The sequence below is a fragment of the Micromonospora sp. WMMC250 genome, assembly GCF_027460215.1.
GTDB lineage: Bacteria > Actinomycetota > Actinomycetes > Mycobacteriales > Micromonosporaceae > Micromonospora > Micromonospora taraxaci.
This window is the reverse complement of sequence record NZ_JAPZBJ010000002.1, coordinates 2,465,179-2,480,300: the sequence shown is the minus strand read 5'-3', so window position 1 is coordinate 2,480,300 and position 15,122 is coordinate 2,465,179. Positions and strand designations below refer to the sequence as shown.

The 15,122-nt window shown below is 66.7% G+C and carries 10 protein-coding genes and 2 rRNA genes; 10 read left to right on the top strand and 2 right to left on the bottom strand.

The window, feature by feature from the left end; translation table 11 throughout:
- Positions 1 to 125 precede the first annotated feature (125 nt).
- Together O3438_RS10700 and O3438_RS10695 are read left to right on the top strand one after the other, a co-directional pair.
- Positions 126 to 1,268: an LLM class flavin-dependent oxidoreductase gene (locus tag O3438_RS10700; RefSeq protein WP_269679827.1), complete on the top strand. Its 1,143-nt coding sequence runs from the start codon at positions 126 to 128 to the stop codon at positions 1,266 to 1,268.
- Positions 1,265 to 1,900: an FMN reductase gene (locus O3438_RS10695; RefSeq protein WP_269679826.1), complete on the top strand. Its 636-nt coding sequence runs from the start codon at positions 1,265 to 1,267 to the stop codon at positions 1,898 to 1,900. Before O3438_RS10700 ends, O3438_RS10695 begins: the two co-directional genes overlap by 4 nt.
- Here the strand turns inward: O3438_RS10695 and O3438_RS10690 are convergent.
- Entirely contained in the window at positions 1,893 to 2,771 is an 879-nt protein-coding gene (locus O3438_RS10690) for a universal stress protein (protein WP_269679825.1), read from the bottom strand. The two genes, O3438_RS10695 and O3438_RS10690, sit on opposite strands and share 8 nt — an antisense overlap.
- 128 nt (positions 2,772 to 2,899) lie before the next feature.
- Here O3438_RS10690 and O3438_RS10685 point away from each other — a divergent pair, with 128 nt between their 5' ends.
- The 5 genes from O3438_RS10685 (at position 2,900) to O3438_RS10665 (ending at position 7,601) form a co-directional block, all read left to right on the top strand.
- The gene (locus O3438_RS10685) at positions 2,900 to 3,403 is read left to right on the top strand and encodes an ArsR/SmtB family transcription factor (protein ID WP_269679824.1); all 504 of its coding nucleotides are present in this window, start codon (positions 2,900 to 2,902) and stop codon (positions 3,401 to 3,403) included.
- Between the two features lie 47 nt (positions 3,404 to 3,450).
- The gene (locus O3438_RS10680) at positions 3,451 to 4,926 is read left to right on the top strand and encodes a serine hydrolase domain-containing protein (RefSeq protein ID WP_269679823.1); all 1,476 of its coding nucleotides are present in this window, start codon (positions 3,451 to 3,453) and stop codon (positions 4,924 to 4,926) included.
- Between the two features lie 47 nt (positions 4,927 to 4,973).
- Positions 4,974 to 5,474 carry a GNAT family N-acetyltransferase gene (locus O3438_RS10675; RefSeq protein ID WP_269679822.1) on the top strand — a complete coding sequence of 167 codons (501 nt, stop codon included), beginning with the start codon at positions 4,974 to 4,976 and terminating at the stop codon, positions 5,472 to 5,474.
- 9 nt (positions 5,475 to 5,483) lie between these two features.
- A complete protein-coding gene (locus O3438_RS10670) occupies positions 5,484 to 6,125 on the top strand; it encodes a hypothetical protein (RefSeq protein ID WP_269679821.1) in 642 nt (213 codons plus the stop codon).
- A gap of 144 nt (positions 6,126 to 6,269) precedes the next feature.
- The gene (locus O3438_RS10665; RefSeq protein ID WP_269679820.1) at positions 6,270 to 7,601 is read left to right on the top strand and encodes a hemolysin family protein; all 1,332 of its coding nucleotides are present in this window, start codon (positions 6,270 to 6,272) and stop codon (positions 7,599 to 7,601) included.
- A gap of 19 nt (positions 7,602 to 7,620) precedes the next feature.
- Here O3438_RS10665 and O3438_RS10660 read toward each other — a convergent pair whose 3' ends face one another.
- Complete coding sequence (locus O3438_RS10660; protein ID WP_442929715.1) at positions 7,621 to 8,028, bottom strand: PaaI family thioesterase; 408 nt, start codon at positions 8,026 to 8,028, stop codon at positions 7,621 to 7,623.
- A gap of 82 nt (positions 8,029 to 8,110) precedes the next feature.
- On the opposite strand from O3438_RS10660, the gene tyrS reads away from it, so the two are divergent.
- From tyrS to O3438_RS10645, 3 genes are all read left to right on the top strand, one after another.
- Entirely contained in the window at positions 8,111 to 9,403 is a 1,293-nt protein-coding gene (gene tyrS / locus O3438_RS10655) for a tyrosine--tRNA ligase (RefSeq protein WP_269679818.1), read from the top strand.
- 643 nt (positions 9,404 to 10,046) lie between these two features.
- Positions 10,047 to 11,561, top strand: a 16S ribosomal RNA gene (locus O3438_RS10650).
- 375 nt (positions 11,562 to 11,936) lie between these two features.
- Positions 11,937 to 15,045, top strand: a 23S ribosomal RNA gene (locus tag O3438_RS10645).
- The 16S and 23S rRNA genes sit together here, the layout of an rRNA operon.
- Positions 15,046 to 15,122: the final 77 nt, after the last annotated feature.

Genomic DNA, 15,122 nt, shown 5'->3' with positions numbered 1-15,122 from the left:
CGTCTCTGGAGGTGACCGGCGCCACATCGGATTGACCCGCCGACGGAATAGTTGACTCGTCAAATAAGTTGACAGCTGCGTCCGGGCACCACGAATGACCCGGTTCACCACGCAAGGAGCTGGTCATGCAGTTCGGAGTCTTCACCGTCGGCGACGTCACGGTCGACCCGACCACCGGTCGGGAGCCGACCGAGCATGAGCGGATCAAGGCGATGGTCGCCATCGCGCTCAAGGCCGAGGAGGTCGGCCTGGACGTCTTCGCCACCGGTGAGCACCACAACCCGCCGTTCGTGCCGTCGTCCCCGACCACCATGATGGGTTACATCGCCGCGCGGACCGAGCGTCTGCTGCTGTCCACCGCGACCACGCTGATCACCACCAACGACCCGGTGAAGATCGCCGAGGACTACGCGATGCTCCAGCACCTGTCCGGCGGTCGCGTGGATCTGATGATGGGCCGCGGCAACACCGGCCCGGTCTACCCGTGGTTCGGCAAGGACATCCGCGCCGGCATCCCCCTCGCCATCGAGAACTACGACCTGCTGCACCGGCTGTGGCGCGAGGACGTGGTCGACTGGAAGGGCAAGTACCGCACGCCGTTGCAGTCGTTCACCTCGACGCCGCGCCCGCTCGACGGGGTGCCCCCGTTCGTCTGGCACGGCTCGATCCGCAGCCCGGAGATCGCTGAGCAGGCGGCGTACTACGGCGACGGCTTCTTCGCCAACCACATCTTCTGGCCCAAGGAGCACACCCAGCGGATGGTCGGCCTCTACCGCCAGCGCTACGCGCACTACGGCCACGGCACCGCCGACCAGGCCATCGTCGGCCTGGGCGGGCAGGTGTTCATGCGCCGTAAGTCGCAGGACGCCGTCCGGGAGTTCCGCCCGTACTTCGACAACGCCCCGGTCTACGGGCACGGGCCGTCGCTGGAGGAGTTCACCCGGGAGACGCCGCTGACGGTGGGCAGCCCGCAGCAGGTCATCGACCGCACCCTGGGCTTCCGGGAGTACGTCGGTGACTACCAGCGGCAGCTGTTCCTGATGGACCACGCGGGCCTGCCCCTGAAGACGGTGCTGGAGCAGCTCGACCTGCTCGGCGAGGAGGTCGTGCCGGTGCTGCGCAAGGAGTTCGCCGCGAGACGCCCGGCGCACGTGCCGGAGGCGCCCACCCACGCCTCGCTGGTCGCCGCCGCCGGTGGTGCCAAGGACAGCACCGTGCACGCCGTCGACGACGTCACGGGCAAGGCGCCGGAGGAGGCGACCCGATGACCCGCCGCACCCTGGCCGTGGTCTCGGCGGGGCTGAGTCAGCCCTCGTCGACCCGGCTGCTCGCCGACCAGCTCGCCGCGGCCACCCGCGACGAGTTGGTCCGGCGCGGCGCCAAGGTGGAGCTGCACGTCGTCGACCTGCGGGAGTACGCCCACGACGTGGTCAACAACATGCTCACCGGGTTCGCGCCAGCGGCACTGCGCGAGGTCGTCGACAGGGTGACCGCAGCGGACGGCCTCATCGCCGTCACGCCGATCTTCAGCGCCTCCTACAACGGGCTCTTCAAGTCCTTCTTCGACGTGTTGGATAAGGAGTCGCTCGTCGACCGGCCGGTGTTGATCGGAGCGACCGGCGGCACCGCCCGGCACTCGCTGGCCCTGGAGCACGCCGTCCGCCCGATGTTCGCGTACCTGCGGTCGGTGGTGGTCCCGACCGCGGTCTTCGCCGCCCCGGAGGACTGGGCGGACGGCACCGCCGACGGCGCGTTGCGCGGTCGGATCCGGCGTGCCGCCGGGGAGTTGGCCGACCAGATCGAGCGTCGACCGCCGGCCAGCGGCCCCGTCGACCCGTTCGCCCTCACCACCGACTTCCTCCAGATGCTCGGCCGAGGGGACGGCCCGCCGGTCAGCTGACCGGGTACGGGTGGGCGACCAGCACCGGGCAGTGCGCGTGCTGGATCGCCGCCTGGCTGACCGAGCCGAGCAGCATGCCCGTGAACCCGGCCCGGCCCCGGGTGCCCACGACCAGCAGCGACGCGTTGCCGCTGGCCTCGATGAGCCCCTGGGCCGCCCCGGCGGCCCGGACGGGGTGCTCCCGCACCACCAGGTCGGGGTGTTCGGCGCGAACCGCGGCGGAGGCGTCGGCGAGCAGCCGCACCGCGTCGGCCTGGTAGGCGGCCTGCGACTCCTCGATCTCCTCCGGCACCGTCCGGCTCTCGTTGGGCGGGCCGACGTGCACCAGCACCACCGGCACGTCGCGTAGTGCCGCCTCGTCGGCGGCGTAGCCCGCGGCGAGGCCTGACGACTCGGAACCGTCGACGCCGACGAGCACCGGGGCGTCCACCGGGATCGGCTGTTCGTCCGGGCGGACCACCAGCACCGGGCAGTGCGCGTGCGCGGCGACCTGAGAGCCGACCGAGCCGAGCAGCAGCCCGGCGAACCCGCCCAGCCCTCGACTGCCCACCACGACGAGGTCGGCCCGGCGGGACTCCTCGATCATGGTGATGCCGGGTCCGCCGGCGACCTGACGCACCTCGACGACCAGGCCGGGCCACCTGTCGGCCAGCTCGGCCGCCGTACGCTCCAACATCTTCTGCGCGTCCTCGGAGGGGGCCGGCACCCCGAGGTCGTACGGGTTGAGCGCCACGCCGTAGCCGAGCGGGTGCAGGAAGCCGTGCACCAGGTGCAGTGGTCGGGACCGGAGCTGCGCGGCGTGGGCCGCGTGCTCGGCGGCGACGAGGCTGGACGGCGATCCGTCCACGCCCACCACGACGGGTCGGTTCATCGGCGCTCCCTGGGTCGGTCAGCTCATTGTCGACCGTCCGGCAGCAATGGCGGGGTCGGACGCGCCGGTCCCGTCATCGCACCGGATCGGCGCTTGCACGTAACTACGTATGTTCGTAGTATCGACGCGTGGATTCCGTGGAAGATCGGCTCGCCGCGCTGGAGGCACAGGTTGCCGCGTTGAGCGAGCAGCGCGCCGCCGCACCGCCGCCACCACCCGCGACGGAGGGGACCTTCTGGGCGCTCGACGGCCTCAAACAGCGCCTGCCGCCTGACGGGTCGGGCGCGGTGCTCTACACCGGCACCGTCCGCGTCGGCGGACAGCACTACGACTGGCAGTACGGCCGCACCGTCGACGACCTGCTCACCGCCGACTGGACGGAGCTGCCCGGCACCCTCTCCGCGTTGGCCCATCCGGTGCGGCTGCGGCTACTGCGGGAGATCCTCGGCGGCCGGCAGAGCACCAGCGAGCTGGCCGAGATCGAGGAGTTGGGCACCACCGGCCAACTGCATCACCACCTGCGCCAGATCACCGCCGCCGGTTGGCTGCGCAGCGCCGGCCGGGGTCGGTACGTGGTCCCCGCCGAACGCGTGGTGCCGCTGCTGGCCATCCTCACCGCCGCCGGCCGTTGACCAGACGCGGCTCGACCGCCCGTCCGACGACCCCACGGAGGAACACCATGCGCCGGACGACCGTCACCGTCCTCGTCGTCGCGCTGATCGCCGGCCTGGTCGGGGTGGCGTTGATGCCCCGGGTGCCCCGACTCGGTGGGCAGACCACCGGCGATCGCGACCTGGCCACTGCCGCCCGTTCGGCCACGCCCGACCCGTCGGGGCTGCGCGGGCTCGCCGTCGCCCTGGTCGAGAACGGCCGGATCCGCACCGCCGGCCTGGGTGACCGGGACCTCACCGGTCGACCCGTGGAGCCGGGCACCCCGTTCGAGATCGGCTCGGTAACCAAGGCGTTCACCGGCATGCTCCTCGCCGACCAGGTCTCCGCCGGTGTCGTCGGCCCCGACGACCGGCTCGGCGCCACCTGGCCCGAGGTCACCGGCCCCGCTCGCGACGTCACGCTCGCCGAACTCGCCAGTCACCGCGCCGGCCTTCCCCGGCTGGCCCCCGGCTCCCCACTGGGGTGGGCACGCATCCTCTGGTCCAACGTCTCCGGCGCGAACCCCTACGCCGGGCAGGGCGTCGACGCCGTCCGCAGCGCCACCGACCGGGTCGACACCGACGACGACGAGCGCGGCCAGGTCCACTACTCCAACCTCGGGCCGTCCGTGCTCGGCCACGCGCTCGCCGCGAAGGCCGGCGTCGCGTACCCCGCGCTGCTGCACGACCGGCTGCTACGGCCGCTCGGCATGACCGCCACCACCGTCGCCACCCGCGACCACGACCTGCCGCCCGACCGCGCCCACGGCAGCCGGGCCGGCGGCCGGCCGCTCGACCCGTGGGCAGGAGCCGGCTACGCCCCGGCCGGCGCCGGACCCTGGTCGACGGCCGAGGATCTGGGCCGGTTGCTCGCCGCGATTCTCGCCGGCACCGCACCCGGTGCCGACGCTGCCACCGCCCGTTTCCGCGAGGACGACGACACCCGCATCGGGTACGGCTGGTTCACCACCCGGCACGGCGATCGCGAGATCGTCTGGCACAACGGCGCAACCGGCGGTTTCCGGAGCTACGTCGGCCTCGAACGGGCGACCGGGCGGGCGGTGGTGGTGCTCGGCAACACCGACAAGGGTGTCGAGCCAATCGGGCTGCGGCTGCTCGGGGTGCTGCCGAAGGAGGCCGACTCGGCGACGTCGATGGTGCTGCCGTGGACCGGCGCCGGCCTCGCGGTTGCCCTCACCTTCCTGGGCGGTCTCTCGCTGCTCGGCACCGCCCGCCGTCGCCACCTGGACCAGGTGACGCTCCTGGCGGCGGCGGTCTGGGCGTTCGCCTATCTCGGGTTGGGGCACCGGATGGGGGACTGGTCGATGGTGCCGGCCTGGCTGTGGCCGCTCGGCGTCGGCCTGTCGGCGGCGGGGGTGGCCCTGGCGGCGACCCGGTGGCGCGCCCTGCCGGTGGTCGACGCGCGGGTGCCGTGGCGTCGACTGCTGTCGGTGGCGAGTTCCGTGGGCGCTGCCGTGCTGGCGGTCGTGGCGGTCCTCGGCTGACTCCGCGCCGCGGCGTAGTCGTCACACCCGTTGCGTACCCTCGCCCGGTGACCTCCGAAGTGTTGCTGCGTCCGGTCCGTGAGGACGACCTCGTCGAGTTCTTCCTGCACCAGCAGGACCCGGAGGCCAACCGGATGGCCGCGTTCGGTCCCAAGGACCCGTCCGACCGTCGCGAGTTCGCCCAGCACTGGGCACGGGTGCTGACCAACCCGGCGAACCTGGTCCGCACCGTCGAGCTCGACGGCGAGGTGGTCGGTTACGTGAGCGCCTGGCCGGCCGGCGAGCAGACCGAGGTCAGCTACTGGATCGACAGGCGACACTGGGGCCGCGGTCACGCCACGGCAGCCCTGACCGCGCTGCTGCGCGAGCTGCCCCGACCGGTGCACGCCCGCGCCGCCAAGGACAACGCCGCGTCCCTCGCGGTGCTCCGCAAGTGCGGGTTCGTGGTGGTCGGTGAGGATGCGGGGTACGCCAACGGCCGCGGCGAAGACGTCGAGGAGTGGCTGCTGGAGCTGCCCGCCGATGGCGCTGACCTGGGCGGGCACTAGTCTCGCGGGGTGAACTGGTTGGATCTGGTCGGCTGGGCCGGCTCCGCGGTGCTGGTCTGGTCCCTGTTGCAGTCGCGCGTCCTGCGGCTGCGCGCGCTCAACCTCGTCGGTTGCGTCGTGTTGATCGGCTACAACGCCGCGATCGGGGTCTGGCCCATGGTCGGGCTCAACATCGTGCTCGCGGTGATCAACATCTGGTACCTGCGCGGGATGCTCGCCACCCGTCACGACGAGAAGACCTACCAGGTGGTGGAGGTCGGCGTCGGCGACCAGTTCCTCGCCCACACGTTGCGGGTGCACGGCGCCGACATCGCCCGCTTCAACCCCGGCTTCCACTGGGACCCGGACGCGTCGGGGCGCTCCGCGTTCCTGGTGGTCACGGCCGACGAGGTGGTCGGGGTGGTGCTGTCGCACGCGGAGGCGCGCGGCGTCGCCCAGATCGACCTGGACTACGTGACCCCGAAGTTCCGCGACTTCACCCCGGGTGAGTTCGTCTACCGGCGCAGCCACCTGTTCACCGAACGGGGCTTCCACCGGGTGGTCAGCCCGCCCCGGATGGTCGCCCCCTACTACCACCGGCTCGGCTTCCGTCCGGAGGGCGACTCGTACGTCCTCGACCTGCCGACCTCACCGACCCCCGGCCCGGCCTAGCGTCAATCCGGCGTACCCTCGCTGCGGCAGGATTCGGCCGGTGCGGGACGGGGCAAAGAGACGCCTACGCCGGGCGGGCTCACCCACCGGCGGGGCGCCGCGCGTACCGGCCGGTGCCACCACCGGAGAGGGAGCGAACCGGGCGTGCAGAGCTACGGGAGCCAACTGGCCCTGGTCGGAATCCTGATCGTGATCAACGCGCTCTTCGCCGGCAGCGAGATGGCGTTGGTGTCACTGCGGGACAGCCAGATCCAGCGGTTGGAGCGCACCAGCCGCGCAGGGCGGGTGCTGGCCCGGCTCGCCAAGGACCCGAACCGCTTCCTCGCCACCATCCAGATCGGCATCACCCTCGCCGGTTTCCTGGCGTCCGCCGCCGCGGCGGTCTCGCTGGCCAAGCCCCTGGTGCCGCTGCTCGGGGTGTTCGGCGGCGCCGCCGAGACGGTGGCGATCGTGGCGGTCACCCTCGTGCTGACCTTCGTCACCCTGGTCTTCGGCGAGCTGGCGCCCAAGCGGATCGCCATGCAGTCCGCCGAGCGGTGGGCGCTGCTGGTGGCCCGTCCCCTCGACCTGCTGGCCTCCTTCACCCGCCCCGCCGTCTGGGCCCTCGGCGCGACCAGTGACCTGGTGGTCCGCCTGGTCGGGCTCAACCCCAAGCACGAGCCGGAGGAGATCGGCCCGGACGAACTGCGGGACATCGTCGCCGGCAACCACGGCTTCACCAAGGAGCAACGCACCATCATCGCGGGCGCCGTGGAGATCGCGGACCGGCGGTTGCGGGCTGTCCTCGTACCCCGGTTGCAGGTCTTCACGCTCGACAGCGGGACCACGGCGGAGGCCGCGCGGCTCGTGCTGGCCGCCACCGGGCACTCCCGGGCGCCGGTCGTGCGCCACGGCGGCCTGGACGACACGGCCGGCGTGATCCACCTGCGTGACCTGGTGGGAGTGCCGGACGACCGCCCGGTCGACGAGATCGCCCGGCCGCCCATGCTGCTGCCCGACTCGCTGCCCGTCGTGGACGCGCTGCGCCAGTTCAAGGCCGAGCGCCAGCACATCGCGCTGGTCGTGGACGAGCGCGGCGCCGTCGACGGCATCGTGACGCTGGAGGACATCCTGGAGGAGATCGTCGGGGAGATCTACGACGAGACCGACCGGGACGTGAGTTCGGTTCGCCGCGACCCGGATGGCGCGTTGCTGCTGCCCGGCACCTTCCCGGTGCACGACCTTCCGGACATCGGCGTCGAGCTGCCCTCGCGGCCGGCCGGGGACTACACCACCGTCGCCGGCCTCGTGCTGGCCCGGCTCGGGCACATCCCCACCGTGGCCGGGGAGGACGTCACCCTGGACGGCTGGGTCCTGATGGTGGCCGGCATCGACCACCGGGCGATCACCGAGGTACGGCTCAGCCGTGTACCCGACGACAGCGACAGCGACGCCGAGCAGACCCCGGAGCCGGTGTTGGACGAGGCCCGCAGCTGAGCCGACCGGCGGCCGTAGCTCAGTCGCGGGACAGGTTCTGCAGCCGTACCTGACCACGGGCGACCAGCCGATCGTCGGCGTCGGTGATCTCCACCTGCCACAGCTGCTGGCTGCGGCCCCGGTGCACCGGAGTGCCGACCGCGGTCAGCTCCCCGTCGCGGACGGCCCGCAGGAAGTCGGTCTGGTTCGACACCCCGACGACGGTGCCCCGGTCGGCCAGCCAGAGGCCGCCACCCACGCTCGCCGCGGTCTCCACGACCGAGCAGTACACCCCGCCGTGCAGGATGCCGTACGGCTGGTGCAGCTCCGGTCGAACCTGCCAGCTGATGACGACCCGGTCCGGGGACGCCTCCTTGAACGTCAGGCCGAGCAGGGCGACGAGACCACCCGTCACGTCCGGAATCTCCACGGCGAATCCCTCCTCGATCAACTTGGCGCAAGCCTAACCGTGGCGGGTTGCGGCAAACCCGGTACGGGTCTGCGCCGGCGATGGGGGAGAATCGGTGACCGTGACCGACAGTAGCCTCCCGCCGCCCGGGCGGGACTCCCTGACCGACGACCTGCTCTGGCGTGGCCTGATACAGGACTCGACCGGCCTCGACGAGCTGCGCGAGCTGCTCGACGGTGGGAAGTCCGCCACGTACTACGTGGGCTTCGACCCCACCGCGGCGAGCCTGCACGTCGGCTCCCTCATGCAGGTCACCATGGCCCGCCGGCTGCAACTCGCCGGCCACCGCCCGTTGCTGCTGGTCGGCGGGGCGACCGGGCAGATCGGTGACCCGAAGGAGAGCGCCGAGCGGACCCTCAACCCGCCCGACGTGATCGCCGGGTGGGTGGAGCGCATCCGCGACCAGCTGGCGCCCTTCGTGTCGTACACCGGCGAGAACGCGGCCCAGGTCGTCAACAACCTGGACTGGACCGGCGAGATGTCGGTCGTCGAGTTCCTGCGCGACGTGGGCAAGCACTTCCCGGTGAACAAGATGCTCGCGCGGGAGGTGGTGCGGGCCCGGTTGGAGACCGGCATCAGCTTCACCGAGTTCAGCTACCAGCTGCTCCAGGCCAACGACTTCTTCGAGCTGCACCGCCGACACGGCTGTCAGCTGCAGTTCGGCGGATCCGACCAGTGGGGCAACATCACCGCGGGCGTCGACTACGTACGCCGGCGAGGCGCGGGGCCGGTGCAGGCGTTCACGACGCCGCTGGTCACCAAGTCCGACGGCACGAAGTTCGGCAAGACCGAGGGCGGGGCGGTCTGGCTCGACCCGACGATGACCAGCCCGTACGCGTTCTACCAGTTCTGGCTCAACGTGGAGGACCAGGAGGTCGACCGCTACCTGCGGTACTTCAGCTTCCGTACCCGCGATGAGCTGGAGGAGTTGGCGAAGGCCACCGCCGAACGGCCGGCGGCCCGCCTCGCGCAGCGGGCGCTCGCCGAGGAGTTGACCACCCTTGTGCACGGGCCCGAGGAGACGCGGCAGGCCATCGCGGCCAGTCAGGCGCTCTTCGGGCGCGGCTCGCTGGAGGAGTTGGCACCGGAGACGCTCCGCGCGGCGCTGATGGAGGCCGGGCTGGTGCGGCTCTCCGGTGAGCTGCCGGATGTGGCGGGCCTGTTGCGTGACTCCGGGCTCGTGAACGGCCTCAAGGAGGCTCGCCGGGTGATCGCCGAGGGCGGCGCCTACGTGAACAACAACCGGGTGACCGCAGTGGACGCCGAGGTCTCGCCGGCCGATCTGCTGCACGGGCGGTACCTGGTGCTGCGCCGCGGCAAGCGCTCGTTCGCGGGCGTTGAGCTGGGCGAATAGCCGAGTGTCGACGATGTGACGGGGGACGCGTCCGGCGGATTTGACGATCATCCCGCCGGACGCGTAACTTTCTCTCTGCCAGCGCGGAACGGGGCAAACGGGACGAAAGTCCTCAGCCCGAAAAACGAGCTGGTGACCGGGTCAGGCAGGGGTTCGTTCCTGTGAGACACGGCCGGGCGGGGCTTGCCGGATTGGCCGCGAGGCGGATTTGGTGCGGCGAAGCCGACCGGGTAAGGTTTACGACCGGCAGGGCACCGGGCGAGCTTGCGGGAAACCGCAGCGGCCGGCCTGCCAAATCCGTGACGAGAGCGGCGCAAGCCGGTCGAGACATGGTGCCCGCACGACTGGACGAAGCATGACGAACTGGGAAACACCGGTTTGACACAGCGGAAACCAGCGGGTAACGTAGTAAAAGTGCCTGGCGCTGAAAGCGCTGGGAACGCAGAGCGGTAAAGCCCCGGTTGGGGTTCCACTTGGTGGGGCTTCTGGTCGGTGTGTGGTTGTTCTTTGAGAACTCAACAGGGTGCTTGTAAAGCCAGTGCCAATTATGATTTATACCCCGGACTGGTCAGTTTTTGCTGGCTGGTTGGGATTCCTTTGGCAACAATTTGTTTGTTGCCGGGATAGCTGTTCAACTAATTTTTTGTTGGAGAGTTTGATCCTGGCTCAGGACGAACGCTGGCGGCGTGCTTAACACATGCAAGTCGAGCGGAAAGGCCCTTCGGGGTACTCGAGCGGCGAACGGGTGAGTAACACGTGAGCAACCTGCCCCAAGCTTTGGGATAACCCTCGGAAACGGGGGCTAATACCGAATATTACTGCTGGTCGCATGGCTGGTGGTGGAAAGTTTTTCGGCTTGGGATGGGCTCGCGGCCTATCAGCTTGTTGGTGGGGTGATGGCCTACCAAGGCGACGACGGGTAGCCGGCCTGAGAGGGCGACCGGCCACACTGGGACTGAGACACGGCCCAGACTCCTACGGGAGGCAGCAGTGGGGAATATTGCACAATGGGCGGAAGCCTGATGCAGCGACGCCGCGTGAGGGATGACGGCCTTCGGGTTGTAAACCTCTTTCAGCAGGGACGAAGCGAGAGTGACGGTACCTGCAGAAGAAGCACCGGCCAACTACGTGCCAGCAGCCGCGGTAAGACGTAGGGTGCGAGCGTTGTCCGGATTTATTGGGCGTAAAGAGCTCGTAGGCGGCTTGTCGCGTCGACCGTGAAAACTTGGGGCTCAACCCCAAGCCTGCGGTCGATACGGGCAGGCTAGAGTTCGGTAGGGGAGACTGGAATTCCTGGTGTAGCGGTGAAATGCGCAGATATCAGGAGGAACACCGGTGGCGAAGGCGGGTCTCTGGGCCGATACTGACGCTGAGGAGCGAAAGCGTGGGGAGCGAACAGGATTAGATACCCTGGTAGTCCACGCTGTAAACGTTGGGCGCTAGGTGTGGGGGGCCTCTCCGGTTCCCTGTGCCGCAGCTAACGCATTAAGCGCCCCGCCTGGGGAGTACGGCCGCAAGGCTAAAACTCAAAGGAATTGACGGGGGCCCGCACAAGCGGCGGAGCATGCGGATTAATTCGATGCAACGCGAAGAACCTTACCTGGGTTTGACATGGCCGCAAAACCTCCAGAGATGGGGGGTCCTTCGGGGGCGGTCACAGGTGGTGCATGGCTGTCGTCAGCTCGTGTCGTGAGATGTTGGGTTAAGTCCCGCAACGAGCGCAACCCTCGTTCGATGTTGCCAGCGCGTTATGGCGGGGACTCATCGAAGACTGCCGGGGTCAACTCGGAGGAAGGTGGGGATGACGTCAAGTCATCATGCCCCTTATGTCCAGGGCTTCACGCATGCTACAATGGCCGGTACAATGGGCTGCGATACCGTGAGGTGGAGCGAATCCCAAAAAGCCGGTCTCAGTTCGGATCGGGGTCTGCAACTCGACCCCGTGAAGTCGGAGTCGCTAGTAATCGCAGATCAGCAACGCTGCGGTGAATACGTTCCCGGGCCTTGTACACACCGCCCGTCACGTCACGAAAGTCGGCAACACCCGAAGCCGGTGGCCCAACCCTTGTGGAGGGAGCCGTCGAAGGTGGGGCTGGCGATTGGGACGAAGTCGTAACAAGGTAGCCGTACCGGAAGGTGCGGCTGGATCACCTCCTTTCTAAGGAGCACCTTCCGACGAAAGTCGGTAAGGAGCCCGCGCTGCCCGAATGTGGTGGTGGGGTGCTCGAATGGCGGAGACACTGGCAAGTTTTGCCCTGGCAACGGCCGGCGGCGCCTAGTACAGCCACTTTCGGGTGGTGGGAACGGTGGCTTCTGGTGCGGCTGGGGGAGGATGTGAGCACCCTGTTGGGTCCTGAAAGAACAACCATGGTGTTGTTTCTTTCGGAACCGTAGCGAGCCTGTGGGTTCGCGAGGTTGCCAGGCATGGCCTGGCCCCGCATACCGCCAACTGGTGTTGGGTTTGGTGTGGGGCTGTTGGGGTTGTGGGTTGGTCGTTTGTTGAGAATTGCACAGTGGACGCGAGCATCTTTGTGGTCAAGTTGTCAAGGGCGAACGGTGAATGCCTTGGCACCAGGAGCCGATGAAGGACGTGGGAGGCCGCGATAGGCCTGGGGGAGCTGTCAACCAAGCTGTGATCCCAGGGTGTCCGAATGGGGAAACCTGGCACCAGTCATGTGGTGTCACCCACACCTGAACACATAGGGTGTGTGGAGGGAACGCGGGGAAGTGAAACATCTCAGTACCCGTAGGAAGAGAAAACAAATAGTGATTCCGTGAGTAGTGGCGAGCGAAAGCGGATCGAGGCTAAACCGGCTGCGTGTGATACCTGTCAGGGGTTGCGTGGTCGGGGTTGTGGGACCCTGCTGAACAAGCTGACACTTGTTCGAGGAGTTACAAAGTTAGTGGCTAGTCGAACAGTCTGGAATGGCTGACCGTAGACGGTGAAAGTCCGGTAGGTGAAAGTTGCTGACCTTCTGTGGGTGTTCCCGAGTAGCGGCGGACCCCTGAAATCTGCCGTGAATCTGCCAGGACCACCTGGTAAGCCTAAATACTTCCTGGTGACCGATAGCGGACGAGTACCGTGAGGGAATGGTGAAAAGTACCCCGGGAGGGGAGTGAAATAGTACCTGAAACCGTTCGCCTACAATCCGTCGGAGCCTTGCGGGGTGACGGCGTGCCTTTTGAAGAATGAGCCTGCGAGTTAGTGGCATGTGGCGAGGTTAACCCGTGTGGGGGAGCCGTAGCGAAAGCGAGTCTGAATAGGGCGATTCAGTCGCGTGTCCTAGACCCGAAGCGGAGTGATCTAGCCATGGGCAGGCTGAAGCGCGGGTAAGACCGCGTGGAGGGCCGAACCCACCAATGTTGAAAAATTGGGGGATGACCTGTGGTTAGGGGTGAAAGGCCAATCAAACTCCGTGATAGCTGGTTCTCCCCGAAATGCATTTAGGTGCAGCGTCGCGTGTTTCTTGCCGGAGGTAGAGCACTGGATGGTCTAGGGGGCCCACAAGCTTACCGAAATCAGCCAAACTCCGAATGCCGGTAAGTGAGAGCGCGGCAGTGAGACTGCGGGGGATAAGCTTCGTAGTCGAGAGGGAAACAGCCCAGATCACCAGCTAAGGCCCCTAAGCGTGTGCTAAGTGGAAAAGGATGTGGGGTCGCATAGACAACCAGGAGGTTGGCTTAGAAGCAGCCACCCTTTAAAGAGTGCGTAATAGCTCACTGGTCAAGTGGTTCCGCGCCGACAATGTAGCGGGGCTCAAGCACACCGCCGAAGCTGTGGCATTCACATTTTATCCTCGCTTGGACTTGATTCCTTGTGCAGGTGTGTGGATGGGTAGGGGAGCGTCGTGCCGCGAGTGAAGCAGCGGGGTGACCCAGTTGTGGACGCGGCACGAGTGAGAATGCAGGCATGAGTAGCGAAAGAAGGGTGAGAAACCCTTCCGCCGGATGACCAAGGGTTCCAGGGCCAGGCTAATCCGCCCTGGGTGAGTCGGGACCTAAGGCGAGGCCGAGAGGCGTAGTCGATGGACAACGGGTTGATATTCCCGTACCCGCGAAAGAGCGTCCCTGATGAACCTCGTTGTGCTAACCACCCGAACTGCCTGATGTCTTCGGACGGATGGTGGGGAGCGTGGGAACCTGGCGGGTAGTAGTCAAGCGATGGGGTGACGCAGGAAGGTAGCTGAGCCCGGCCGGTGGTTGTGCCGGGGTAAGCGTGTAGGCCGTGGTGTAGGCAAATCCGCACCACATGAGGGCTGAGACGTGATGCCGAGCCGATTCAGGTGAAGTCAGTGATCCTATGCTGCCGAGAAAAGCCTCTAGCGAGTTCTTAGCGGCCCGTACCCCAAACCGACACAGGTGGTCAGGTAGAGAATACCGAGGCGATCGGGCGAACTGTGGTTAAGGAACTCGGCAAATTGCCCCCGTAACTTAGGGAGAAGGGGGGCCGGAGACGTGAAGCCCCGCGCGGGTGGAGCGTTGTATGGCCGCAGAGAGCAGGGGGAAGCGACTGTTTACTAAAAACACAGGTCCATGCGAAGAAGTAATTCGATGTATATGGACTGACGCCTGCCCGGTGCTGGAACGTTAAGGGGACCTGTTAGCTCTTCGGGGCGAAGCGGAGAACTTAAGCGCCAGTAAACGGCGGTGGTAACTATAACCATCCTAAGGTAGCGAAATTCCTTGTCGGGTAAGTTCCGACCTGCACGAATGGCGTAACGACTTCCCCACTGTCTCAACCACAGGCCCGGCGAAATTGCAGTACGAGTAAAGATGCTCGTTACGCGCGGCAGGACGGAAAGACCCCGGGACCTTTACTATAGCTTGACATTGGTACTCGAATTAGCTTGTGTAGGATAGGTGGGAGCCGGTGAAGTCCATACGCCAGTATGGGTGGAGGCAATCTTGAAATACCACTCTGGTTGATTTGGGTATCTAACTTCGGACCGTTATCCGGTTCAGGGACAGTGTCTGGTGGGTAGTTTAACTGGGGCGGTTGCCTCCTAAAAGGTAACGGAGGCGCCCAAAGGTTCCCTCAGCCTGGTTGGCAATCAGGTGTTGAGTGCAAGTACACAAGGGAGCTTGACTGTGAGACTGACAGGTCGAGCAGGGACGAAAGTCGGGACTAGTGATCCGGCACTTGCGAGTGGAAGCGGTGTCGCTCAACGGATAAAAGGTACCCCGGGGATAACAGGCTGATCTTCCCCAAGAGTCCATATCGACGGGATGGTTTGGCACCTCGATGTCGGCTCGTCGCATCCTGGGGCTGTAGCAGGTCCCAAGGGTTGGGCTGTTCGCCCATTAAAGCGGTACGCGAGCTGGGTTTAGAACGTCGTGAGACAGTTCGGTCCCTATCCGCCGTGCGCGTAGGATACTTGAGAAGGGCTGTCCCTAGTACGAGAGGACCGGGACGGACGAACCTCTGGTGTGCCAGTTGTCCTGCCAAGGGCACGGCTGGTTAGCTACGTTCGGAAGGGATAACCGCTGAAAGCATCTAAGCGGGAAGCCTGCTTCAAGATGAGGTATCCCACCCACCTTGGTGGGGTAAGGCCCCCAGCTAGACGACTGGGTTGATAGGCCGGAAATGTAAGCCCGGTAACGGGTTCAGTTGACCGGTACTAATAGGCCGAGGACTTGACTACTAAGCTGCTACGCGTCCACTGTGCAACTCTGAACAAGCGAACACCCACGTGAGGTCCGTGCCGGGGTTGTTTGATAT

Coding starts and splice junctions, on each gene's coding strand:
- O3438_RS10700 (WP_269679827.1), top strand. CDS start 126: ATGCAGTTCGGAGTCTTCACCGTCGGCGACGTCACGGTCGACCCGACC.
- O3438_RS10695 (WP_269679826.1), top strand. CDS start 1,265: ATGACCCGCCGCACCCTGGCCGTGGTCTCGGCGGGGCTGAGTCAGCCC.
- O3438_RS10690 (WP_269679825.1), bottom strand. CDS start 2,771: ATGAACCGACCCGTCGTGGTGGGCGTGGACGGATCGCCGTCCAGCCTC.
- O3438_RS10680 (WP_269679823.1), top strand. CDS start 3,451: ATGCGCCGGACGACCGTCACCGTCCTCGTCGTCGCGCTGATCGCCGGC.